Here is a 23,047-nt window from a genome sequence, read left to right on the forward strand (position 1 = left end):
ACCCCCGGGAGCAATTGTCGACTCATTCACAAGTCGTCTTACCTCCTTGGGCATCCAGGACTCTATGTCGATTCGTCAGCGTGGCAGCATGCCGACGGTTTGCGACTCTAGGCCGTTCAAGGCGTTCGCAGCAACACAATCCACGGTAGTAGGCATGATGTGTCGACTATCGGGCGGGCTGCTGTCAAGGGATGAGTAGGCCTATGACCCTAACGTTTCTGCGGGCGGGTGACACGACCCACGGAAATTGACGACAGAGCGACCCACCGGGTCCACCGAGTGTTCACGGGCACGGCGAAGCCCCCGACCCGAACGGATCGGGTCGAGGGCGAACGACCGCCGCGCGGTCAAGGAGTTCAGGCGAGCACGCTCTCCAGCGAGACCGACTCCAGGCCGAAGGCCTCGGCCACGGCCGGGAAGGTGATCTGACCCTCGTGCACGTTGAGGCCCTTGGCGAGCGCCCCGTCGCGACGCAGCGCCTCCTTCCACCCGCGGTTCGCCAGCTCGATGACGTACGGCAGGGTGGCGTTGGTCAGCGCGTAGGTGGAGGTGTTCGGGACGGCGCCCGGCATGTTGGCCACGCAGTAGAAGACCGAGTTGTGGACCTGGAAGGTCGGGTCGTCGTGCGTGGTCGGGTGCGAGTCCTCGAAGCAGCCGCCCTGGTCGATGGCGATGTCGACCAGCACGGAGCCCGGCTTCATGCGGGAGACCAGCTCGTTGGTGACCAGCTTCGGGGCCTTGGCGCCCGGGATCAGCACGGCGCCGATGACCAGGTCGGCGTCCAGGACGGCCTTCTCCAGCTCGAAGGAGTTGGACATGATGGCCTTGATCTTGGTGCCGAAGATCCGGTCGGCCTCGCGCAGCTTGTTGATGTCGCGGTCGAGCAGGGTCACGTCGTAGCCCATGCCGATGGCGATGGTGGCCGCGTGCCAGCCGGAGACGCCGCCGCCGATGACGACGGCCTTGGCCGGGTGGGTGCCGGGCACGCCGCCGGGCAGCACGCCGCGGCCGCCGGCCGGACGCATCAGGTGGTACGAGCCGACCTGCGGGGCCAGGCGGCCCGCGACCTCGGACATCGGGGCGAGCAGCGGCAGCGCGCCGTTGCCCATCTGCACGGTCTCGTACGCGATGGCAGTGGTGCCCGAGGCGATCAGCGCATCGGTGCCGGCCCGGTCGGCCGCCAGGTGCAGGTACGTGAAGAGGGTCTGGCCCTTACGCAGCCGGTGGTACTCCGAGGCGATGGGCTCCTTGACCTTCAGCAGCAGGTCGGCGGTGGCCCACACCTCGTCGGCGGTGGGGAGGATGGTGGCGCCGGCGGCCACGTACTCCTCGTTGGGGATCGAGGAGCCGAGACCGGCGTTGTCCTCGATGTAGACCTCGTGTCCGTTGCGGACCAGCTCATGCACGCCGGCGGGCGTGATGGCCACGCGGTACTCGTGGTTCTTGACCTCGCGGGGGATGCCGACCTTCACGGCTAAACACGTCCTCTTGCCATGGGGGTCCCGACCGGAGAAGACCGGTGGGCGACGCGCACGTGGGGAAGCCTCCGGGCAGGCCGGGGCAGGGGATCGCTGCGCGACTGAGTTCGAGTGTAATGAAGCCCAGGCAGCCTGTCAGCCTTCCAAATCGAATAATTTCGCCGAACACATTGGCAGGTTCGTAGGCTTCCGTCGGAACTTACCTGTCAAAGGCGTCGCAATCGGGCACCTTCGACAATACCTCTGAAACCACCCTCACCACCCGGCCTCGACGCGTTCCCGCAGGTCGGCGAGGGCCGCCCCGACGGCCTCCCGGCCCCGTTCGTCGCCGATCCTGCGCAGCACCGCGAGCGCCGCCCGGTACTCCCGGTCGGCCTCCTCGAAGCGGCGCTGCGCGGTGTGCGCCTCGGCCACCCGGGCCAGCAGCCGGGCCTCCGCCGCGTGGTCCCCCAGCGACTGCCGCAGGCCGAGCGCCCGCCCGTACCAGTCGGCGGCGCGCACCGCGTCGCCGAGCGCCCGGTGGCAGCCGGCCGCACTCTCCAGGGCCCGGGCGCAGAGCGGTTCGTCCGCAGCCGAACGGGCGTGCTCCAGGGCGGCCCGGTAGTGGGCCGCGGCCTGTTCCCAGCGGCCCGCCGCGACCTGCAGGTCCCCCAGGTTGAGCAGCGCGGCCGAGGCCCGGCGGGGGCGGCCGTTGCGCTCGGCGACGGTGAGCACCAGCTCGTGCAGCCGGTAGAGGTCGGCGGGGGCGGCGACGCCGGTCAGCGGCAGCGACCGCAGCAGCGCGGTGACCAGCCGCCCGGCCGAGCCGTCCAGGTCCCCCTGGCCGATCGCGTCGGCCACCGCGCCGAGCAGCAGCTCCCGCTCGCCGAGCAGCCAGTCCCGGGCGTGCTCGGCCGAGCGCAGCCGCAGCGCGACGGGCAGCGGCTCGGGGCCGGGGCCGCCCGCCGGGTCGAGCAGGGCGCGGGCCGACTCGGTGAGCCGGACCAGCCGCTCCAGCAGCCGGGCCCGGGCGAGCTCGGTCTCGGCGGACCGGTCCTCCTGCTCGCGCAGCTTGACCAGCCGCGGATAGAGCCGCCCGGGTACCCGGTAGCGCGGGGTGCCGTCGGCGGCCGGCGCCTCCTCGCCGAGCAGCTCCCGTTCGGCCAGCGCGGCCAGCGTCGCGGCGGCCTCCGGCGCCGGGCAGCCGACCAGCGCGGAGGCGGTGCGCGGGTCGGCGGTCTGCGCCGGGGCCAGGGTGAGGGTGCGCAGCATCCGCGCCTGGGCAGGCGACAGGGTGCGGTAGATCAGGGTGAACGCCCCGATCAGCGGGTCGTTGTCGGGGACGGGCACCGGCTCGGCCGGCTCCGGCTCCGGCTTGACCCAGGTCGACGGGTCGCCGGCGGGCTCCGGCACGGCGGCCGGCTCCGCGGCCTTGTCCTGCGCCGACTGCTGCGGGCTCTCCTTCTTCTTCACCGCCTCGGCGGCGACCCTGGCCGCCTTCCCGGTCTTGCCGGTCCTGCCGCCCTTGGCACCCGCGGCCGCCGACTCCTCCCCCACCACCAGGTTGAGCTCCCGCGCCGCGTCCGTGACCGCGGTCTTCGGGTTGCCCCGCAGCCACCCCGCCATCAGCCGCAGCGCGGCCGGCCGGGCGGCGCAGGCCTCGGCCAGGTCGGCCCCGCCGACCGGGTCGCAGGAGATCCGGGTGCCGCCGACCAGGTCGGCCAGCAGTTCGCCGGAGGCCTCCCGGTCCAGCCCGCCGAGGATCACCGGGTCGATGTCCTCGATCCCGGTGAGCGGCCCGGCCGTGGCGGCGAGCACCAGACAGCCGGGCTCGTCGGCCAGCAGCGGCCACACCTGCCCGGCGTCCCGCACGTCGTCCAGCACCAGCAGGACCCTCAGCCCCGCCAGCGCCTCCCGCAGTGCGACACAGCCCGGCTCGTCCCGCCCGTCCTCGACCGTGCCCGACAGCGGCACGGCGGCCTGCGGGTCGAGCTGTTCCAGCAGCAGCCGGGCGGCCCGGCCGGGCGGCACCCGCCCACCGTCGGGGGCGGACAGCCGGACGAACAGCACGCCGTCCGGGTAGTCGGCGGCGACGGTCCGGGCGAAGCGGGCGGCGAGCGCGGTCCGGCCGGAGCCGGGGCGCCCGGCCAGCACCAGCACCGGGCAGCGGCCGCTCACCCGGCGGGTGGCGGCCGCCCGCAGCGCGGCCAGTTCGGCGCGCCGCCCGGCGAACAGCGCGGGCCCGGCCGGCAGCCGTTCCAGACCGGGGACGGCACTCGCGGGCGTGTCAGGGCCGGGGTCCATCGTCGCCGTCTTCCTCGCCACCCGTGCCACTCCCGACATCATCCCGCGTCCGGCATCCGGCTGGTCAGCGTCCGGCGCTCGGCGGAGGCGGCCCGGCACGGGCGCCCTGTCTGCGAAGCGTAGTTCGACCGTCCGGCTCAGCCGAGGTGACATCCGGTCGTACGAACCGGCAAATCACCCCAAGGCATCAAACCGGGTCGTCCGTCCACGTCCGGAAGGGCGCCCGCCTCACGAGGCGCGTTCACGCCTCGAAGGGTCGGGCCGGCCACGGCGAGTCCGGCCGGCGCAGCCCGTCCAGGCCGTCCGGGCCGGTGAGCGCGGCGTGCACGGCGAGGGTGCCGGTGATCAGGGTCGGGTTGTGCAACTGCCCGGCGTGGATCAGCCGGATCAGCTCGGGCACCGGCACCCAGGCGACCTCGATCTCCTGCTCCTCGCCCTCGGCCTCGTACCGCTCGCCCTCGGCGGCCGACAGGTCGGTGGCCAGGAACATCCGCAGCGCCTCGTCGGTGCCGCCCGGGGAGGTGTAGTAGTCGGCGAGGATCCGCCAGGTGTCGGCCTTGCAGTGCGCCTCCTCGTACAGCTCGCGCTGCGCGGCGTGCCACGGGTTCTCGCCGGGCACGTCGAGCAGGCCGGCCGGCAGCTCCCACAGCCGCTGGCGGACCGGGTGGCGGTACTGGCGCAGGACCAGCACCCGCTGCTTGTCGTCCAGGGCGAGCACCGAGACCGAGCCGGGGTGGGTCTGGTAGTCGCGGCGGGCCCAGCTGCCGTCGGGCATCCGGACCTCCTCGCTGCGCACACCGGTGACCTTGCCCTGGAACGGCGTCTCGCCGCCCCGGACCTCCCACTCCTCGGCCACGTCGGCGATCCCCTGGTCGCTCTGCTCGTCCATCGCTCTCCCCTTTTCGTCAGTACGACACAATCTAACGCCGGACGGCGGCCCCGCGGGAATCGCGGGGCCGCCGTCCGGTGAACGACCGGGGATTACTCGGAGGCCGCGGTCTTGATGTCGATGGCGGCCTTGACCAGGCCCGCGAACAGCGGGTGCGGGCGGGTCGGGCGGGACTTCAGCTCCGGATGGGCCTGGGTGGCCACCAGGTAGGGGTGCACCTCGCGCGGGTACTCGACGTACTCGACCAGGTCGCCCTTGGGCGAGAGGCCGGAGAACTGCAGGCCGGTCTTCTCCAGGTCCGCGCGGTAGGCGTTGTTGACCTCGTAGCGGTGGCGGTGGCGCTCCTCGACGTACTGCTCGCCGCCGTAGACCTCGCGGACGATCGAGCCCTCGGCGAGCTTGGCCGGGTACAGGCCCAGGCGCATGGTGCCGCCCAGGTCGCCCTTGCCGTCGACGATGGCCAGCTGCTCGGCCATGGTGGAGATGACCGGGTGCTTGGCGGCGGCGTCGAACTCGGTGGAGTTGGCCTCGGGCAGGCCGGCCAGGTTGCGGGCTGCCTCGATGACCACGCACTGCAGGCCCAGGCACAGGCCCAGCAGCGGGATCTTGTTCTCGCGGGCGTAGGTGATCGCGCCGACCTTGCCGTTGACGCCGCGGTCGCCGAAGCCGCCGGGGATGCAGATCGCGTCCACGTCGCCGAGCTGCGCCTGGGCGCCCTCGGGGGTCTCGCAGTCGTCCGAGGTGACCCACTTGATCTCGACCCGGGCGTTGTTGGCGAAGCCGCCGGCGCGCAGCGCCTCGGTCACCGACAGGTAGGCGTCCGGCAGGTCGATGTACTTGCCGACCAGGGCGACCTTGACGATGTGCTGCGGCTCGTGGACGCGGCGCAGCAGGTCGTCCCAGGTGCTCCAGTCCACGTCGCGGAACGGCAGGTCGAGGCGGCGCACCACGTAGGCGTCCAGGCCCTCGCCGTGCAGCACCTTGGGGATGTCGTAGATCGACTTGGCGTCGATGGCCGCGACCACGGCCTCCTCGTCCACGTCGCACATCATCGAGATCTTGCGCTTGATCGCCTGCGGGACCTCGCGGTCGGCGCGCAGCACGATGGCGTCCGGCTGGATGCCGATGTTGCGCAGGGCGGCGACGGAGTGCTGGGTGGGCTTGGTCTTGAGCTCGCCCGAGGGGCCGATGTACGGCAGCAGGGAGACGTGTACGAAGAACACGTTGTCCCGGCCGACCTCGTGGCGGACCTGGCGGACGGCCTCCAGGAACGGCAGCGACTCGATGTCGCCGACGGTTCCGCCGACCTCGGTGATCACCACGTCGACGTCCTCGGTCGCCATCCGGCGGATCCGGGACTTGATCTCGTTGGTGATGTGCGGGATGACCTGGACGGTGTCGCCCAGGTACTCGCCGCGGCGCTCCTTGGCGATGACGGTCGAGTACACCTGGCCGGTGGTGACGTTCGCCGAGCCGTGCAGGTTGGTGTCCAGGAACCGCTCGTAGTGGCCGATGTCCAGGTCCGTCTCGGCGCCGTCGTCGGTGACGAAGACCTCACCGTGCTGGAACGGGTTCATGGTACCCGGGTCCACGTTGAGGTACGGGTCGAGCTTCTGCATCGTCACGCGCAGGCCGCGGGCCTTGAGCAGCGCGCCGAGGCTGGAGGCGGTGAGCCCCTTGCCGAGCGAAGAGGCGACACCCCCGGTGACGAAGAGGTGCTTGGTCGTCACGGCGCGGCCGTTCGCTGCCTTGCCGGAATGGGGCTGTGCCAAGAGGGGGCTCCCGTGGGTCGCGTGTCGAAGGTGACGTGGGCGGGAGGCTCTCGGCCCGCCGGGCGACGGGAGGCCGGCAGGTGCTCGGCGCTCGAAGGGTCGTCGGTTCGGCTGGTCCGGGGCGTTTGATCCCGCCGGTCCACGGGATACCAGGGTATCAGTGACCTGACCGGGACGCCCTTCGGCCCGCGCGCGGCGTTCCGGGGGCGTGCGCCGGGCGCACCACCGGCGCACCATACGCCGCACGAGTCGCACCGGTGGCACCACCGGCCGGACCGGGCCAGCCCGCGGTCTCCGCCCGGGCCATGCCGGCCCCTCCGTTACGACCACCCGGAGGTGATCCTTCCGGACCATCCTGCGCCGGGCCCACGCGATGCACGGCATTTCCGCCGAATTGCGGCGCCACACGAGGCTGCGTCCGCGTGCTTCGCCCCTTTCGTCCGTCGTAAGCTGCACGGACGCATCGCCGACAGCACGAGCACGCGGAGGGCGTGGGAGGTCAGGACACTCCCGGTCCCCGATGCGCGACCGGACCTCCCCGTATTCCAGCTCCTCCCCACCCACCTCAGGGGCTCGACCGAGCCCCGCGCGGACACTCCAGCAAGGCCCGCCACCACCCCCGGCGGACCGGACGTCCCGGGGTGGACCCCCGGCCCCGCAGACCGCTCGCTCCCTCGTTCGCCGATGCCCTGACCACATTGCGAACTGGAGATCCACGTGGCCGGCCGTATCGAGGACTACGCACTCATCGGGGACATGCAGACCGCCGCCCTGGTCAGCAGGGACGGGGCGGTGGACTGGCTCTGTCTTCCCCGCTTCGACTCGCCGGCCGTGTTCGCCGGCCTGCTCGGCACCGATGAACACGGCTTCTGGCGGATCGGCCCGGCCGAAGCCGTCGTGACCGAGGTCCCCGTTCCCGCCCCGGCCCCCAACGACGCACCCGCCACGGCCGCGGACCAGGCCCGCTTCACCGACACCGCCGACCTGCGCGTCCCCCCGCCCAGCGCGTCCGCCCCCGCCGTGCCCGCCGACCGGCGCCGCTACCGGGGCGACTCGCTGGTCCTGGAGCAGGAGTGGGACGCCCAGGGCGGGACCGTCCGGGTGATCGACTTCATGCCGCCCCGCCCGCTGGCCGGCCGCGACGCCGTCCCCCAGGTGATCCGGATCGTCGAGGGCGTGGCCGGCACCGTACGGATGCGCTCGGCGCTGCGGATGCGCTTCTCCTACGGCCGGATCGTCCCGTGGGTGCACCGGGTCGAGCAGGCCGACGGCGGCCACCGCACCGTCGCCGTCGCCGGGCCCGACTCGGTCTGGCTGGACGGCGAGGCCGAGACCTACGGGCGCAACCTCACCACCTACGCCGACTTCACCGTCAACGCCGGCGAGCGGATCGCCTTCGCCCTCACCTGGCAGGCCTCCCACCTGGACCCGCCCGCCGTCCCGGACGCCGAGGCGATGCTCGACGCCACCACCGACTTCTGGCACGAGTGGGCCGACCAGTGCACCTACCAGGGCCCCTACCGCGAGGCCGTGATCCGCTCGCTGATCACCCTCAAGGGCCTCACCTACGCCCCCACCGGCGGCATCGTCGCCGCCCCCACCACCTCCCTGCCGGAGGACATCGGCGGCGAGCGGAACTGGGACTACCGCTACACCTGGCTGCGCGACGCCGCGATCACCCTCTCCTCGCTGCTGCGCACCGGCTACCGCGAGGAGGCCCGCGCCTGGCGCGAGTGGCTGCTGCGCGCGGTCGCCGGCGACCCGGAGAACCTGCAGATCATGTACGGCATCGCGGGCGAGCGCGAGCTGACCGAGTCCTCGCTGGACTGGCTGCCCGGCTACGAGGGCTCCCAGCCCGTCCGGGTCGGCAACGGCGCGGCCGGACAGCTCCAGCTCGACGTCTACGGCGAGGTCGTCGAGGCACTGCACCTGGCCCACATGACCGGCCTGGTCCGCAACGACCACGCCCTCCACCTCCAGCTGCGCCTGATCGAGTACCTGGAGGAGCACTGGCAGGAGCCGGACGAGGGCATCTGGGAGGTCCGCGGCCCGCGCCGGCACTTCGTCCACTCCAAGGTGATGGCCTGGGTCGCCGTCGACCGCACCATCAAGCTGCTGGAGCAGACCCCCGAGGACGCCCCCTCCGACGGCCACCTGGAGCGCTGGCGCGAGCTGCGCGATGCCATCCACCGGGATGTCTGCGAGAAGGGCTACGACCCCGAGCGCAACACCTTCACCCAGTACTACGGCGGCCAGGAACTCGACGCCTCGCTGCTGCTCATCCCGCAGGTGGGCTTCCTGCCGCCGGACGACAAGCGGGTGATCGGCACCATCGAGGCGATCCAGCGCGAACTGTCCACCGAGGACGGCTTCGTGCTGCGCTACCCGACCCACGACGAGACGGGGAACAACGTGGACGGCCTGTCCGGCCACGAAGGCGCCTTCCTGGCCTGCTCGTTCTGGCTGGCCGACGACCTGGCCATGATCGGCCGGGTGCAGGAGGCCCGCGAGCTGTTCGACCGGCTGCTGTCGCTGCGCAACGACCTCGGGCTGCTCGCCGAGGAGTGGGACCCGCGACTCAAGCGCCAGGTCGGCAACTTCCCGCAAGCCTTCAGCCACGTCCCGCTGATCGACACCGCGCTGCGGCTGACCGCCTGCGGCGCCGCCTACCTGTCGGCCCAGCCGGACGGCCGGGGCTTCGACCGGGTCGAACAGGCGACCGTCTAGGACACGCCTAGGACCGCTGCACCAACTCGTCGTAGGTGCTGAGCACCTGGGCGACGGTGGCGGCCTCGTCCGGCCAGGTCTCGGCCTGCTGCCGGCCGGCCGCCACCAGCTGCTCGCGGCCGGCGGGGTCGGCCAGCAGTTCGCGCACCGCCCGTCCGATCGCCGCCGGATCGCCCGGGGGCACCAGCACGGCGGCGTCGCCGACCAGTTCGGGGATGCCGCCGACGGCGGTGGCGACCACCGGCACACCGGCCCGCATCGCCTCCTGGACCACCAGCGAACGGGCCTCCCAGCGGCTGGAGAGCACCACCACGTCGGCGGCGGCCAACAGGTCGGGCACGTCGGTGCGGTAGCCGAGCAGGCGCACCGGCAGCTTCTCGGCCGCCACCCGCTCGCGCAGCGGGCCCGCCTCCGGGCCGTCCCCGGCGAGCAGCACCAACGGCTCCGGGTCCAGCGCGGACAGCTCACGGGTGGCGTCCAGCAGCACCCCGAAGGCCTTCTGCGGGACGAGCCGGCCGACCGCCAGCACCAGCGGGCGGTCCGGGCCGTCGCCGAGCAGCGCGGCGCGCGCCTCGGGGCGGCCGAGCCGGCCCTCGGGCATCGGCGGGGCGGCCACCGGGCCCAGCCGGGCGTCGGTGGCGCCCAGTTCGCGGGCCCGGGCGACCAGGTCGGAGGAGGCGCCGAGGACGAGGTCGGCCGCGCGCGCCACCCGGCGCTCCATCAGCCGCTGCAGGCGGCGCTCCATGCCCGTGGCCAGCAGCGCGTGGTGCGAGGTGACCACCAGCGGGGTCTCCGGGCGCAGGCCCGGGAAGCGGCCGGCGGTGCGCAGCGCGAGGTCGGAGAGCAGCCCGGCGCGCAGTCCGTGGGCGTGCACCACGTCGGCGCCGGTGAAGGCCCGGCGCAGCTCGCCGATCGCGGTGGCGTCGCTGCGGGCGCCCGCGGTGGGGGTGATGTCGACGGTGTGGAACCGGGCGCCGGTGCGGGAGAAGCCGAACAGCGCGTCCGTGCCGGCCGGCGCGCAGACCGTGACGGTCACCCCGTGCGCGACCAGGCCCTGGGCCAGGGAGCGCACGTGCGCACCGATGCCGCCGGTGCTGGCGGCCAGGACGAGTACCACGTGCAGCTGCCCCGGTTCCGGGGCGGCCGCGGTGGCCCGGGCGGCGGAATGGTCCACGTCGTCTCGCATCCGACTCGATCAGGTTCGCGCGCCACTTCGCGAGGGTTGCCCGCCCGGCGGCGCTCGGGACTGGAAAGCCAGTGTCCAGCCGCCACCATGCCAGGTCGGCGGCCCTCTTGGACAGTCGGCGCCACGGGGGCGCGTCGTCGTGCCGTGAGGACCGCCGGACCCGGCGGAGGGGCCTCAGGGCCTGTCCGGCGGGTCCTTGCCGGGGCTGTTCCGACAAAACCCACCGGCGGGCCCTATCGCTGGCGCGGGGCCCGGGCGGTGGCCAGCAGCTCCTCGGCGTGGGCGCGGCCCAGCTCCGAGTCCTCCAGGCCGGCCAGCATCCGGGAGAGTTCGCGCACCCGCTCCTCGTCGTTCAGCACCTTGACGCCGGAGCGGGTCACGGTGCCGTCGTTGGTCTTCTCCACCACCAGGTGCCGGTCCGCGAAGGCGGCGACCTGCGGGAGGTGGGTGACCACCACGACCTGGGCGCTTTCGGCCAGTTTGGCCAGTCGGCGGCCGATCTCGACCGCCGCCTTGCCGCCGACGCCCGCGTCCACCTCGTCGAACAGGTAGGTGGGGACGGGGTCGGCACCCGCGAAGACCACCTCGACGGCGAGCATCACCCGGGACAGCTCACCGCCCGAGGCGCCCTTGGCGATCGGGCGCGGCTGGGCGCCCGGGTGCGGGGCGAGCAGCACCTCGACCTCGTCCACGCCGTGCGGCCCGTACGCGACGGTGTGGCCGTCCACCTCGATCCCGGCCAGGTCGTCGACCTGGGTGATCGAGAAGGTCACCCGGGCGTGCGGCATGGCCAGCTCGGCGAGTTCGGCGGAGACGGCCTCGGCGAAGCGGCCGGCGGCGGCCCGCCGGGCGGCCGACACCTCGGCCGCGAGTTCGGCCAGCTCGGCCCGCAGCTCGGTCTCCTGGGCGCCGAGCTGGTCGATCCGGTCGTCGTCGCCGTCGAGTTCGGCGAGCCGGACGGACCCGACCTCGGCCCAGGCGATCACCTCGGCGAGGGTGTTCTCCTCGCCGCCGTACTTGCGCAGCAGCTGGGCCAGCACGGCCCTCCGGTCCTCGACGGAGGCCAGGCGCACCGGGTCGGCGTCCAGGTCGTCGGCGTAGCCGGCCAGGTCCCCGGCCACATCGGCCAGCAGGTAGCCGACCTCGTTCAGGCGGTCGGCCAGGGCGGCCAGCCGCTCGTCATGGTGGCGCACGGCGTCCAGCGCGCGGCGGGACTGGGCGAGCAGGGTGCCCGCGTCCAGCGCCTCCGGGTCGGCCGGGTCGCCGGCCAGGGCGGCGTGGGCGAGGGTCGCGGCGGAGGACAGCGCGTCGGCGTGGCCGAGCCGCTCGGCCTCCGCGGCCAGCTCGACGTCCTCCCCGGCCACCGGCTCGGCGGCGGCGATCTCGTCCAGGCCGAAACGCAGCAGGTCGGCCTCCTGGGCGCGCTCGCGGGCCCGGGTGGTCAGCTCCTCCAGGGTGGCCGAGACCTCGCGCAGGGCGCGGTAGGTCTCCCGGTAGCGGGCCAGCGGCTCGGCCACCGCCTCGCCCGCGTAGCGGTCCAGCGCGCCGCGTTGGCGGGCCGGGCGCAGCAGCCGCTGCTGGTCGGTCTGGCCGTGCACCGCGATCAGGTCCTCGCCGAGCTCGGCGAGCAGCCCGACCGGGACGGCCCGCCCGCCGACGTAGGCCCGGGAGCGGCCCTCGGCGGAGACGGTCCGGCTGACCAGCAGGGCGCCGTCGTCCAGTTCCGCCCCGGCCTCGACCGCACGGGCCGCCACCGGGGAGTCGGCGGGCAGTTCCAGCCGACCCTCCACGACGGCGCGGCCGGAGCCGTTGCGCACCAGGCCCGGGTCGGCGCGGCCGCCGAGCAGCAAGCCGAGGCTGGTCACGACCATGGTCTTGCCTGCGCCGGTCTCACCGGTCACGGCGGTGAAGCCGGGCGCCAGTTCGACCACCGCGTCGTCGATGACCCCAAGATCCCGTATCCGCATCTCGTCCAACACGGAGACGACCTTACGAGGTTCCGCCCCCGGAGCGCGACGAGCGGCAACGGCGCGCGGCAACTCCGTGACCGGAAGTTCATCCCTTCCGGGACGTTTGCGACGGGCTCATCCCAGGGCCCGGCGCGGTGCACCAGGGTAGGAACAGCTGTACCAGCGGGCCGATGGCCAGCGCGTACACGACCGTGCCGATCCCGGCGGTGCCGCCGAGCAGAACGCCGGCCGCCAGCACGACGACCTCGATGCCGGTGCGTACCAGCCGCAGCGAGCGCCCGGTGCGGCGGTGCAGGCCGGTCATCAGGCCGTCGCGCGGGCCGGGGCCGAAGCGGGCGCCGATGTAGAGGCCGGAGGCCAGGCCGTTGAGCGCGATCGCGGTGGCCATCAGCGCGATCCGGGCGGACAGGCCCTCGGGGCCGGAGACCAGCTTCAGGGTGAGGTCCATGGCCGCGCCGATCATCAGCACATTGGCGACGGTGCCCAGGCCCGGGCGCTGGCGCAGCGGTATCCACAGCAGCAGCACCAGGGCGCCGCAGATGGTCACCCAGGCGCCCACGGTGAGGCCGATCACCCGCTGCAGACCCTGGTGGAAGACGTCCCAGGGGTCCAGGCCGAGCCCGGAGCGGAGCATCAGCGCCATGCTCGCGCCGTACAGGCCCAGGCCGACGACGAGCTGCGGGAGCCGGCGGCCCAGCGCATGGGTGTCGCCGAGGATCCGGACGGCGAGGCTCGGCCGGGTCGGCTCGCAGGCGGGCGGGGACGGGATCGTGGTCGTGGTCGTGGTCGTGGTCAGGGTCGGGGTCGGGGTGGCCAATGCTGCTCCTGCGGGTGGTGCCACACCCCCGGGGCGGCCCCCGGTGGTGGCGGCGCAACGGCCGCCCTGCCATGATGAACAGGCCAAACGAGCCCATGACAGGGCCAATTCCGAGCAAGTGGACTGATGAGCGAGCGAAGCGAGCTCATCATCAAAGAGGTGCGGGTTAAGCGCGAAGCGCCTGCCGAGCGAAGCGAGGTGGGCGCATGAGCGAGCGAAGCGAGCTCATCATCAAAGAGGTGCGGGTTAAGCGCGAAGCGCCTGCCGAGCGAAGCGAGGTGGGCGCATGAGCGCCATGGCCGACTGGCACACCACCGTCACCCCGCCCGCACTGGCCCGGCTGCTCGCCACAGCCCGGCTCCCCGAACCGGCCACCTCCCGCCGCCCCGCCTACCGCACCCTGGCCGGGCAGATCCGGCTGCTGGTCACCGAGGGCCGGCTGCCGGTCGGCGCCCGGCTGCCCGCCGAACGCGAACTCGCCTCCGCCCTGGAACTCAGCCGCACCACCGTCGCCACCGCGTACGAGACCCTGCGCGGCGACGGCTACCTGCTCAGTCGGCGCGGAGCCGGCAGCTGGACCGCCCTGCCCGAGGGCGCCCCGCCGCCCAGCGACGCGCTGCACCCCGTCCCGCCGGACGAGCAGGGCAGCACCCTGGACCTCGGCGTCGCCGCCCTGCCCGCCCCGCAGCCCTGGCTCGGGCAGGCCGCCGCCCGGGCCGTCGAGCTGCTGCCGCACTACGCCGCCGGGCACGGCCACTACCCCACCGGCGTCCCGGTGCTGCGCGAGGCCGTTGCCCGCCGCTACACCGAGCGCGGCCTGCCCACCACTCCCGACCAGATCCTCATCACCACCGGCGCGATGGGCGGCCTGCACCTGGTCCAGCGGGTGCTGATCGGCCGCGGCGACCGGGTCGCCGTCGAGGCACCCAGCTACGCCCACACCCTGCAGGCGCTGCGCCTCACCGGGGCGCGCCTGGTGCCGGTGCCGTACGCCCTGCCGCAGTCGCGAGCGGGCGAGCAACTGTGGGACCTGGAGGAGTGGCAGCGGGTGCTGCGCGGTGCCGCGCCCAGGGTCGCGTACGTCATCCCGGACTTCCACAATCCGACCGGCACGCTGATCGGCGAGGAGCAGCGCCGCGAGCTGCTGGCCGCCGCCCGGGCCGCCGGGAGCGTGGTGCTGGTGGACGAGACCACCGCCGAACTCGGCTGGGGCGTGCCGGAGTCCACGCCGCTGCCGCGTCCGATGGCGGCGCTGGACCGCTCCGCCCAGGTGGTCACGGTGGGCTCGGCCGGCAAGCTGCTCTGGGGCGGCCTGCGGATCGGCTGGGTCCGGGCCGCGCCCGCGCTCGTGCGCCGGCTGGCCACCGAGCGGGTCTACAGCGACGTCGGCACCCCGGTGCTCGACCAGCTGATCGCCGCCGAGCTGTTGGACGAACCGCTCCGGGCCGTCCGCTCCCACCAGCTGGCCCGGCTGCGGGCCACCGCCCACGCCTTCGCCGCCGCGCTGCCCGAGCACCTGCCCGGCTGGAGTTTCCCGATGCCGCCCGGCGGCCTGGCGCTGTGGGTGTCCACCGACGGCCTGTCCGGCGCTGCGCTGGCCCAGGCCGGGGAACGGGCCGGGATCCGGATCGCCTCCGGCAACCGGTTCGGATCTGACGGCGCCTTCGAACACCACATCCGACTGCCGCTCACCGTGCCCGCCGCGACGGTGCCCGCCGCCGTCGAGCGGCTCGCCGCGATGGCCGCCCGCGCGGCGGCGGGCGGCCGGCTCGGCTCGGCCGACGATGCCCAGCCGCTGGCGGTCTGACGTTCCGTCAGCCGCCGCTTCAGTGCTTGGTGTTCGACCGTCCGCGCCAACCCGTCACCGGGAGCGCGAACTTGGCCACCAGCCGGTCGGTGAACGGCGCCCGGTGCAGTCTGGCCAGCCGCACCGGCGTCTGCCCCCGGCGCACCTCCACCCGCGCCCCGGCGGGCAGTTCGACCGAGCGCCGGCCGTCGCACCAGAGCACCCCGTGCGGGGTCTTGGGCTGTACCTCGACCGCCAGCACCGAGTCCGGCGAGGTCACCAGCGGCCGGGCGAACAGCGCGTGCGCGGAGATCGGCACCATCAGCAGTGCCTCCACCTCCGGCCACACCACCGGCCCACCGCCGGAGAACGCGTACGCGGTCGAGCCGGTCGGCGTCGCGCAGACCACCCCGTCGCACCCGAAGTTGGAGACCGGGCGGCCGTCCACCTCGGTCACCACCTCCAGCATCCGCTCCCGGGAGGCCTTCTCGATGGACGCCTCGTTCAACGCCCAGTCCTGGTGGACCACATCGCCGTTGGTGCGGACGATCACGTCGATCGTCATCCGCTCCTCGACCTCGTAGTCGGCGTCCACCACCCGCTCGACCACCACGGCCAGGTCGTCCCGCTCGGCCTCGGCCAGGAAACCGACCCGGCCGAGGTTGATCCCCAGCATCGGCAGCCCGTGCGAGCGCGCCAGCTCCGCGCCGCGCAACAGTGTCCCGTCCCCGCCGGCGACCAGGATCAGCTCGCAGCCGTCCGCCGCCCCGGGCCCCTCGGCCACCTTCTCGACCCCGTCCGGCAGGTCGAGGTCCACCGCCTCGGCCTCCAGCAGTCTGATCCGGAGCCCGGCCTTCAGCAGCCCGTGCACCAGGCCCTCGACGCTGCGCAGCGCCGCCTCCCGGCCGGTGTGCGCGATCAGGAAGACCGTACGTTCTTCATCGCTCATGCCGCTGCCCTCTCCCTACGCCTGCCGGGTCGCCCTTGGCCCGGTGCGGCCGCGCCATACAGCATGACGAGCCGGACGCTCGCAGAGCACCCTACCGGGGCCCCTCCGCCACGGCCCGGTCCGCCTCCGCGGGGTCCAGCTGCGGGGCGTCCCGGCGCATCCAGAGGAAGTACTCGACGTTCCCGGACGGCCCCGGCAGGGGGCTTGCGGTGACCGCCCGCACGCCCAGGCCGAGCTCCCACGCCTGCCCCGCCACCTGCCGCACCATCTCGGCGCGCAGCTGCGGGCTGCGCACCACCCCGCCGCTGCCCAGCCGCTCCTTGCCGATCTCGAACTGCGGCTTGACCATCAGCACCAGGTCCGCGTCCTCGGCCGCGCAGGCGGCCAGCGCCGGCAGCACCAGGCCCAGCGAGATGAAGGACAGATCGCCGACCACCAGGTCGACCGGAGTGCCGCCGATCGTCTCCAGGGTCAGCTCTCGCACATTGGTGCGGTCCATCACGGTGACCCGCTCGTCGCTCTGCAGCGACCAGGCGAGCTGCCCGTAACCGACGTCCACCGCCAGCACGCGGGCGGCCCCGGCTCGCAGCAGCACGTCGGTGAAGCCCCCGGTGGAGGCGCCCGCGTCCAGCGCCCGGCGGCCCTCGACCACCAGGCCCTGCGGCACGAAGGCCGCGAACGCCCCGGCGAGCTTGTGGCCGCCGCGCGAGACGTAGTCGGGGTCGTTGTCGTCCTTGGCCACCACGACCGCCGCCGAGGTCTCCACCTGGGTGGCCGGCTTGGTCGCGGTGGTGCCGCCGACGGTCACCCGGCCGGCGGCGATCAGCTCGGACGCGTGCTCACGCGATCGGGCCAGCTTGCGGCGGACCAGTTCCGCGTCGAGTCGGCGTCGTGCCACTGCCACTGGTGCTTCAGCTCCTACGGGTCCTGCGGATCATTCCTGGTCGAGCGCGGCCAGCGTGTCGGCGAGCCGCTGGTGAACATCTTCGTACACCGCGACGTGTGCCTCGGCCGGGACCCCGTCCAAGGCCTCCAGCCGGGCCAGCCCGGCGTCCACCCCGGGGTGTCCGGTGGGCAGCAGTTCGACGCCGAGCGGCTCGACCGCCGAGCCGGGTTCACTCGTCTCGGGCATCGGGCTTCTTCGTGCTGGTGGCCTTGCGGACGGTGGTCTTCTTCGTCGCCGTCCGCTTGGCGGGGGCCTTGGGCTGCGCGTCCGCCTGCGTCCGCTTCGCGGCGGCGGTCTTCTTGACCGTGGCCTTCTTGGCGACGGCGGTCTTCTTCGCCGCGCCGGTCTTCTTGGCCGCGCCGGTCTTGGCGGCGGTCGTCCTCTTCACGGCGGCCTTCTTCGCCCTCGTCCCCTTCGCGGCCGCCGACTCCCCGGCAGTCGGTTTCTCCCCGGCAGCCGGCTTCTCAGCGGCCGGCACGGCGAACGCCGCCGGCGGCACCGGCGGATCGACCTCGACCGGCTCGTCCACCTCCACCCGCTCGGCCACTATCGGCTCGCCCGCCGTGCGCTCGTCCTCGTACTCCCAGCCGCGCCCGAACAGGTCGTCCGCCCGCGGCGCCGGCGCCGGCTCCTCCGCCGCCGCGTACGGGTTCGGCCCGGGCGCGGCCGGCTCTTCCTCGACCTCGCGCAGCTTGCTCTCCAGGTACGCCAGCACCACGCCGACCTTGGTCACCTGGTCGCCGACCTTCTCGAAGGCCTTCTCCACCTCGTTGCGCGCCACCCCGACCGCCAGGTCCACCCCGGCCCGCCCGGCGGTGACCGCCTCCTCCGCCAGCGTCTGCAGTGTCTTGGCGGACGGCGGGAACTGCCCGCCGAGCCTGCGCTCGACCTCGGCGACATCGACGCCGGTCTTCTCCAGGATCGCGGCCGCCGTCCCGACGACCCGCTTGCCGACCTCCTCCGCCACCACAGCGGCGGTCGCCACCGCTCCCCGCACCGTCCTCGGCAGCATCCGGGTGCCTCCTTAGCGCCTACGCGCGCATCGCTCCGTCGCCGTCGGTACCCGGGCCGTTTCCGGGCACCCCACTGACGACGCTACCGCCAAAACCCTCCTGAGGTACCGTGTCCCGGCAGTCAGAGCACCTAGTGACCTGGGGATGGAGCCACCGCCATGGCGAACGCCGAGGAGTGCCGCGAGGCGCTGGAGCAGCTCAGCCGGAACATGGCCGACTCCACCGGCGACGTCCGCAAGGCCGCCGCCCTCGACCGCTCGCTCAGCTGCCGGATCACCGACCTCGACCTGACCTTCACCGGGCAACTGCGCGACGGCCGGATCCACGACGTCGTCGCCGCGCCCGGCACGCCCGCCGGGAAGGCGGAGATCCGGCTCACCATGGCCAGCGACGACCTGCTCGCCCTGGTCGGCGGCAAGCTCAACTTCGCCTCCGCCTGGGCGAGCGGCCGGGTGAAGCTGGAGGCCCGCTTCCGCGACCTGCTGCGGCTGCGCGCCCTGCTCTGACCGCTCCGCGGTCCACCGGTCTCAGAAGCCGAGCTCGGCCAGCGCCTTCCGCCCGTCCACCGGAGCGCCGTCCGCGTCCAGCGCCGTCCACGCCGCCGCGCACAGCGCCCGCAGGCCGTCCCAGCGGTCCCCGGTACCGGTCAGCCTCAGCTCGCCGCCCTCGACCGCGGCGACCCAGCCGCCGCAGCCGAAGCCGCCGTCCCGGGCCGTCGCCGCCGGGTGCGGGACCAACAGGCCGCGCAGGTCCGCCGCCAGGTAGGTCGGCCGGTGCTCGACCGGGGCCGCCAGCAGCTGCGCCGGGGTGGTCACGCCGGTGAACACCAGCAGGCTGTCCACCCCGCCGTTGAACGCGCCCTCGATGTCGGTGTCCAGCCGGTCCCCGACCACCAGCGGCCGCCGGGCTCCGGTCCGCAGCACCGTCTCCCGGTGCATCGGCGGCAGCGGCTTGCCCGCGACCTCCGGCTCCACCCCGGTCGCCTCCCGAACCGCCGCGACCAGCGTCCCGTTGCCGGGCGCGATCCCGCGCGCCGTCGGCACGGTCATGTCGGTGTTCGAGGCCACCCACGGCAGCCCGCCGCGCACCGCGTACGCGGCTTCCGCCAGCTGCGGCCAGCCCACCGACGGGTCGAAGCCCTGGACCACGGCGAGCGGCTTCTCGTCCAGCGAGCGGACCGCGACCAGCCCACGCTCGGCGAGCGCCTCCTCCAGCCCCAGGCCACCCACGACCAGCACCTTCGCCCCGGCCGGCACCTTCTCGGCGACCACCCGGGCGGCCGCCTGGGCCGAGTTGATCACGTCCGCCGGCTCGGCCGGCACGCCCAGCTCGGTCAGGTGCTCCGCCACCACCCGCGGCGGGCGGGAGGCGTTGTTGGTCACGTACGCGAGCCGCATCCCGACCGTACGGGCGGCCGCCAGCGAGTCCACCGCGTGCTCGATCGCGTGCGGGCCGGCGTAGACCACGCCGTCCAGGTCCAGCAGTGCGGTGTCGTACGCCCCGGTCAGCGGGCTGTCACTGCCGCCGGGGGCGGTCCGTCGCACCGTGGTGGCCGTCTCGGTCATGCCTGTGCTACCTCATTCACTGCGGTTCACCGCGTTCGCCAACTGCACTGCTCGTACCTGCCCGCTCAGGCGTCGTCGTTGACGCCCTCGGGCTCTCCCCCGGTCTGCTTCCCGGCACCCGCTCCTGGCTCCCCGCCCCGGACTTTTCTGCTGGCCGGCACCCCGGGCAGCAGCGGGCCGAACACCCCGGCGCGGGCCGCCAGGGTGGCCCGGGTCTGCCGCAGTGCCTCCCGGTAGTGGTCGGTCTCCGGCCGCATCGCCACGGCCAGTGCCAGGTGCTCGGCGGACGTCTCGAAGTCGCCCAGCCGGGCCGCCGCGACGCCCCACCCGAACTGAGCGTAGTCGTCCGCCGGATCGGCCAGCGCCACGGCCCGGAAGTTCTCCAGCGCCGCGGCGTACGAACCGGCGTCGAACTGCGCGCGGGCCAGCGCCTCCCGGATGCTGCGCGAATGCGGCTCGGCCTCCGCCGCCCGGGCGAGCAACTGCTCGGCGGCCGCCGGATGCCCCTGGGCCAGCAGTTTCGCACCCCGGCGGAACCAGTCGTACACGTCCCCGGTGGGCTCCCCGGACCGCCCCTGAGCCGGGACGCCCCCCGTCGGCACGCTCTCCCCCGGGCCTCCGCCGTCCGCCCGTCCCTGCCGGTCGTCCATGCCGTACCTCGCCCTCGATCACTCGCCCGCCCCACAAGACGGCACGGGTATTCAGATCTTTCAACAACGTCTACCCCGGTTACCATGCCCAGAATGAGCGCACCCAGTGCAGAAGACGGAGTCGAGACTCCCGAGGGCGGCCCCGGCGATCCCGGGCACGTCGCCGCCGCAGGCCTGTCGCTGTCCCCCTTCCGAGGACTGCGCTACGTCCCCGACCGGGTCGGCGCGCTGGCCGCGGTGACGTCCCCGCCGTACGACGTCGTCGACCCGGGGCGCCGACTCGACCTGGAGACCGCCGACCCGCACAACGTGGTCCGGCTGATCCTGCCCCGGCCCGAGCCCGAGGACGCCGGCGACCGCCCCGACCGCGACACCAAGTACCGGCACGCCGCCCGGCTGCTGGCCGCCTGGCAACGCGAGGGCGTGCTCGCCGCCGACCCGGTCCCCGCGATCTACGTCTACGAGCAGCGGGTGCCCGCCACCGGCGACTCCCCCGAGCTGCTCCAGCGCGGCCTGATCGGCGCCCTCGCCGTGAGCGGGCCCGAGGCCGGCGTCGTCCTCCCGCACGAGGACGTCATGCCCCGCCCGGTCGCCGACCGGGTCGGCCTGATGCGCACCACCCGGGCCAACCTCGAACCGCTGCTGCTCACCTACCGGGGCAACGGCGGCGCCTCCGGCGTCCTCGAACGGACGGTCGAGGGCGAGCCGCTGCTCTCCACCGCCACCAGCGACGGCACCCACCACCGCCTGTGGGCCGTCACCGACCCGGCCGAGATCGCCGAGATCGGCCGCGACCTGGCCACCTGCCGGGCGCTGATCGCCGACGGCCACCACCGCTGGGAGATGTACCTGCGGCTCCAGCGCGAGCACCGCCACCTGCCGCGCAGCCCCTGGGACCGCGGCATGGTGCTCCTGGTGGACACCGCCCGCTACCCGCTGCGGGTCCGGGCCATCCACCGGGTGCTGTACCGGCTGCCGCTGGTCGACGCCCTGGAGAAGCTCGGCGACCAGTGGAAGGTCAAGGAGGTTCCCGGCCCGCTGCCCGCCGCACTCCAGGCACTCGCCGAGCAGAAGCGGCACGGCGGCAACGGCTTCGTGCTGGCCGGCGGCACCGGCGTCTACTGGCTGCTCAGTGAGCCCGAGGAGTCCCTGCTCGACGCGACCGTGCCGCACGACCGGCCCGAGGAGTGGCGCCACCTGGACGCCACCGTCCTGCACGCCACCCTGCTCGACCACACCTGGCACGTCCCCGACGGCCCGGACGACATCGGCTACCTGCACACTGCCGCGGCCGCCGAGCGCGAGGCCGCCCGCACCGGCGGTACCGCCGTCCTGCTGCACCCGGTCCGGGAGAGCGTGGTGCGGCGACTGGCCGAACAGGGCGTCACCATGCCGCGCAAGTCCACCTCCTTCGGGCCGAAGCCGGCCACCGGGCTGGTGCTGCGCAACCTCGCCCTGGGCTGACGGTCCAGGACGCCGTGAGGCCCTGCCGCTCCTTCGGGGGGAACGGCAGGGCCTCGCGGTGTTTCAGGTCAGGTCAGGGCGCTCAGCTCTGGGCGTCGCCCTTGCTGTCCTCGGCCTTCTCGGCCTTCTCGGCCTTCTCGGCCTGCTTGTCCTCAGCCTGCTTGTCCTCGGCCTTGGCATCCTGGGAACGCTCGGGCACCACGCCGTCGAAGTCCTCGTCGATCTCGAGGTCGTCCTCGTCGTAGTACTCCTCGACGTCCTCCTCGTCCTCGAAAATCACGCGGTCGTCGGCGATGTCGCCGCCGCGCTTCTTCGCCGGGGCCTCGGCCTGGTCGGCCTCGTCCTCGGCCAGCTCCGGGTCGAGCGCGTCGGTGAACTCCACGCCGTCGATCTCGGCCAGGCGCTCGGAGGCGTTGGTCGTACCGTCGGTGTCGGCCTCGGCGGCCTTGGCGAACCAGTCGCGGGCCTCGTCGCCACGGCCGGCGGCGATCAGCGCCTCGGCGTAGGCGTACCGCAGCCGCGCGGTCCACGGGTGCACGGCGCTGGAGGCCAGCTCCGGGCTCTGCAGGGTGACGACGGCGGCGTCGTACTGCTCCATGTCGCTGCGGGCACCGGCCGCCACCAGGCGCATCTCGACCTGGCCGGCCTTGTCCAGCTGCTTCACCTCGGGCTCACCGGCCATCGCCAGCGCCCGCTCCGGACGGCCCAGACCGCGCTCGCAGTCGGCCATCACGGGCCACAGGTCGGCGCGACCGGTCATCCGACGGGCGGCGCGGAACTCGGTCAGTGCCTCCGAGTAGCGCTGCGTCATGTACGAGGCGAAACCGGCCGCCTCACGGACGGCAGCGACGCGGGAGGCCAGCCGCAGCGCGACGCGCGAGTACTGGTAGGCCTCCTCCGCCTCGCCGTCGAGCAGCCGGGCCACCATCACCAGGTTGCGGGCGACATCGTCCGCGAGCGTCTTGGGCAGGCTCTTGAGCTCCTGGCGCACATCCGCGTCCAGCTCGAAGCCGGTGACATCCTCCGGGATCGGCAGGCGCTTGACCGGCTCGTAGTTGCCACGGCGGTCGTCGTAGTCCCGACGGCCGCGGTCGCCGGCCCGGTCGTCCCGGCGGTCGTCACGACGGAAGCCGCCCTGACGCTCGTCACGGCGGTAGCCGCCGCGGTCGCCACCACGGTCGTCACGGCGGAAGCCGCCACGGTCGCCGCGGTCGTCACGGTTGAAACCGCCCGAGGGACGGTCGTCACGGCGGAAACCGCCACCGGCCGGACGGTCGTCACGGCGGAAACCACCGCGTTCGCCACCACGGTCATCGCGGTCACGGTACGGACGCTCGTCACGACGCGGACGGTCATCACGGTCGTCGCGACGGAAGCCGCCCGGGCGGTCGTCGCGGCGGAAGCCGCCCTGACGCTCGTCACGGTCATCACGACGGAAACCGCCCGAGGGACGGTCGTCGCGACGGAAACCGCCACCGGCCGGACGGTCATCGCGACGGAAGCCGCCACGGTCGCCGCGGTCGTCACGGTTGAAACCGCCCGAGGGACGGTC

The 23,047-nt window shown here is 73.8% G+C and carries 18 protein-coding genes; 4 read left to right on the forward strand and 14 right to left on the reverse strand.

All coding sequences use genetic code 11. The annotated features are described in order from the left end of the window. Positions 1 to 356 precede the first annotated feature (356 nt). The 4 genes from ald to ACH4E7_RS37140 form a co-directional block, all read right to left on the reverse strand. Positions 357 to 1,472 (reverse strand): alanine dehydrogenase, encoded by a 1,116-nt coding sequence (ald, locus tag ACH4E7_RS37125; RefSeq protein WP_396253598.1) that lies wholly within the window; start codon positions 1,470 to 1,472, stop codon positions 357 to 359. Positions 1,473 to 1,733: 261 nt separating this feature from the next. Then, positions 1,734 to 3,761, reverse strand: coding sequence for a tetratricopeptide repeat protein (locus ACH4E7_RS37130; protein WP_396253599.1), 2,028 nt, complete (start codon positions 3,759 to 3,761; stop codon positions 1,734 to 1,736). Positions 3,762 to 4,002: 241 nt separating this feature from the next. After that, positions 4,003 to 4,650, reverse strand: a complete 648-nt coding sequence (locus ACH4E7_RS37135) for an NUDIX domain-containing protein (protein WP_396253600.1) — start codon at positions 4,648 to 4,650, stop codon at positions 4,003 to 4,005. Positions 4,651 to 4,742: 92 nt separating this feature from the next. Beyond that, complete coding sequence (locus ACH4E7_RS37140) at positions 4,743 to 6,422, reverse strand: CTP synthase (RefSeq protein ID WP_396253601.1); 1,680 nt, start codon at positions 6,420 to 6,422, stop codon at positions 4,743 to 4,745. Positions 6,423 to 7,139: 717 nt separating this feature from the next. Between ACH4E7_RS37140 and ACH4E7_RS37145 the strand changes: the two genes are divergently transcribed. Then, positions 7,140 to 9,149: a glycoside hydrolase family 15 protein gene (locus tag ACH4E7_RS37145; RefSeq protein WP_396253602.1), complete on the forward strand. Its 2,010-nt coding sequence runs from the start codon at positions 7,140 to 7,142 to the stop codon at positions 9,147 to 9,149. Between the two features lie 7 nt (positions 9,150 to 9,156). On the opposite strand, the gene ACH4E7_RS37150 is transcribed toward ACH4E7_RS37145, so the two are convergent. From ACH4E7_RS37150 to ACH4E7_RS37160, 3 genes are all read right to left on the reverse strand, one after another. After that, a complete protein-coding gene (locus ACH4E7_RS37150) occupies positions 9,157 to 10,335 on the reverse strand; it encodes a glycosyltransferase family 4 protein (protein WP_396253603.1) in 1,179 nt (392 codons plus the stop codon). A 233-nt stretch (positions 10,336 to 10,568) separates the two neighbouring features. Then, complete coding sequence (gene recN / locus ACH4E7_RS37155) at positions 10,569 to 12,302, reverse strand: DNA repair protein RecN (RefSeq protein ID WP_396253614.1); 1,734 nt, start codon at positions 12,300 to 12,302, stop codon at positions 10,569 to 10,571. Positions 12,303 to 12,390: 88 nt separating this feature from the next. Beyond that, entirely contained in the window at positions 12,391 to 13,023 is a 633-nt protein-coding gene (locus ACH4E7_RS37160; RefSeq protein WP_396253615.1) for a YitT family protein, read from the reverse strand. Positions 13,024 to 13,417: 394 nt separating this feature from the next. Between ACH4E7_RS37160 and ACH4E7_RS37165 the strand changes: the two genes are divergently transcribed. Next, positions 13,418 to 14,929: a PLP-dependent aminotransferase family protein gene (locus ACH4E7_RS37165; protein ID WP_396253616.1), complete on the forward strand. Its 1,512-nt coding sequence runs from the start codon at positions 13,418 to 13,420 to the stop codon at positions 14,927 to 14,929. Between the two features lie 19 nt (positions 14,930 to 14,948). Here the strand turns inward: ACH4E7_RS37165 and ACH4E7_RS37170 are convergent, their stop codons facing one another. The 4 genes from ACH4E7_RS37170 to ACH4E7_RS37185 form a co-directional block, all read right to left on the reverse strand. After that, positions 14,949 to 15,857: an NAD kinase gene (locus ACH4E7_RS37170; protein ID WP_396253604.1), complete on the reverse strand. Its 909-nt coding sequence runs from the start codon at positions 15,855 to 15,857 to the stop codon at positions 14,949 to 14,951. Between the two features lie 91 nt (positions 15,858 to 15,948). Further along, positions 15,949 to 16,755 (reverse strand): TlyA family RNA methyltransferase, encoded by an 807-nt coding sequence (locus tag ACH4E7_RS37175; protein WP_355672833.1) that lies wholly within the window; start codon positions 16,753 to 16,755, stop codon positions 15,949 to 15,951. 36 nt (positions 16,756 to 16,791) lie between these two features. Further along, positions 16,792 to 16,989: a hypothetical protein gene (locus ACH4E7_RS37180; RefSeq protein WP_396253605.1), complete on the reverse strand. Its 198-nt coding sequence runs from the start codon at positions 16,987 to 16,989 to the stop codon at positions 16,792 to 16,794. Further along, positions 16,973 to 17,815 (reverse strand): hypothetical protein, encoded by an 843-nt coding sequence (locus ACH4E7_RS37185; protein ID WP_396253606.1) that lies wholly within the window; start codon positions 17,813 to 17,815, stop codon positions 16,973 to 16,975. The genes ACH4E7_RS37180 and ACH4E7_RS37185 overlap by 17 nt, the downstream gene beginning before the upstream one ends. 159 nt (positions 17,816 to 17,974) lie before the next feature. Between ACH4E7_RS37185 and ACH4E7_RS37190 the strand changes: the two genes are divergently transcribed. After that, positions 17,975 to 18,322 (forward strand): SCP2 sterol-binding domain-containing protein, encoded by a 348-nt coding sequence (locus tag ACH4E7_RS37190; protein WP_396253607.1) that lies wholly within the window; start codon positions 17,975 to 17,977, stop codon positions 18,320 to 18,322. Positions 18,323 to 18,343: 21 nt separating this feature from the next. On the opposite strand, the gene ACH4E7_RS37195 is transcribed toward ACH4E7_RS37190, so the two are convergent. Together ACH4E7_RS37195 and ACH4E7_RS37200 are read right to left on the reverse strand one after the other, a co-directional pair. Then, the gene (locus ACH4E7_RS37195; protein WP_396253608.1) at positions 18,344 to 19,381 is read right to left on the reverse strand and encodes an HAD-IIA family hydrolase; all 1,038 of its coding nucleotides are present in this window, start codon (positions 19,379 to 19,381) and stop codon (positions 18,344 to 18,346) included. A gap of 65 nt (positions 19,382 to 19,446) precedes the next feature. Beyond that, complete coding sequence (locus tag ACH4E7_RS37200) at positions 19,447 to 20,031, reverse strand: tetratricopeptide repeat protein (protein ID WP_396253609.1); 585 nt, start codon at positions 20,029 to 20,031, stop codon at positions 19,447 to 19,449. Between the two features lie 93 nt (positions 20,032 to 20,124). On the opposite strand from ACH4E7_RS37200, the gene ACH4E7_RS37205 reads away from it, so the two are divergent. Further along, positions 20,125 to 21,495 (forward strand): DUF1015 family protein, encoded by a 1,371-nt coding sequence (locus tag ACH4E7_RS37205; protein WP_396253610.1) that lies wholly within the window; start codon positions 20,125 to 20,127, stop codon positions 21,493 to 21,495. An 82-nt stretch (positions 21,496 to 21,577) separates the two neighbouring features. Here the strand turns inward: ACH4E7_RS37205 and ACH4E7_RS37210 are convergent, their stop codons facing one another. Continuing rightward, entirely contained in the window at positions 21,578 to 22,531 is a 954-nt protein-coding gene (locus ACH4E7_RS37210; RefSeq protein WP_396253617.1) for a tetratricopeptide repeat protein, read from the reverse strand. Between the last annotated feature and the right edge of the window lie 516 nt (positions 22,532 to 23,047).

Origin of the sequence: Kitasatospora sp. NPDC018058 (assembly GCF_044327205.1) — a bacterium.
In the GTDB taxonomy this organism is placed as follows: domain Bacteria; phylum Actinomycetota; class Actinomycetes; order Streptomycetales; family Streptomycetaceae; genus Kitasatospora.

Bases quoted from the DNA above. Each gene is read 5' to 3' on its own strand.
- ACH4E7_RS37130 (WP_396253599.1), bottom strand. From the start codon at position 3,761: ATGGACCCCGGCCCTGACACGCCCGCGAGTGCCGTCCCCGGTCTGGAA.
- ACH4E7_RS37135 (WP_396253600.1), bottom strand. From the start codon at position 4,650: ATGGACGAGCAGAGCGACCAGGGGATCGCCGACGTGGCCGAGGAGTGG.
- ACH4E7_RS37150 (WP_396253603.1), bottom strand. From the start codon at position 10,335: ATGCGAGACGACGTGGACCATTCCGCCGCCCGGGCCACCGCGGCCGCC.
- recN (WP_396253614.1), bottom strand. From the start codon at position 12,302: ATGCGGATACGGGATCTTGGGGTCATCGACGACGCGGTGGTCGAACTG.
- ACH4E7_RS37165 (WP_396253616.1), top strand. From the start codon at position 13,418: ATGGCCGACTGGCACACCACCGTCACCCCGCCCGCACTGGCCCGGCTG.
- ACH4E7_RS37170 (WP_396253604.1), bottom strand. From the start codon at position 15,857: ATGAGCGATGAAGAACGTACGGTCTTCCTGATCGCGCACACCGGCCGG.
- ACH4E7_RS37180 (WP_396253605.1), bottom strand. From the start codon at position 16,989: ATGCCCGAGACGAGTGAACCCGGCTCGGCGGTCGAGCCGCTCGGCGTC.
- ACH4E7_RS37185 (WP_396253606.1), bottom strand. From the start codon at position 17,815: ATGCTGCCGAGGACGGTGCGGGGAGCGGTGGCGACCGCCGCTGTGGTG.
- ACH4E7_RS37190 (WP_396253607.1), top strand. From the start codon at position 17,975: ATGGCGAACGCCGAGGAGTGCCGCGAGGCGCTGGAGCAGCTCAGCCGG.
- ACH4E7_RS37195 (WP_396253608.1), bottom strand. From the start codon at position 19,381: ATGACCGAGACGGCCACCACGGTGCGACGGACCGCCCCCGGCGGCAGT.
- ACH4E7_RS37200 (WP_396253609.1), bottom strand. From the start codon at position 20,031: ATGGACGACCGGCAGGGACGGGCGGACGGCGGAGGCCCGGGGGAGAGC.
- ACH4E7_RS37205 (WP_396253610.1), top strand. From the start codon at position 20,125: ATGAGCGCACCCAGTGCAGAAGACGGAGTCGAGACTCCCGAGGGCGGC.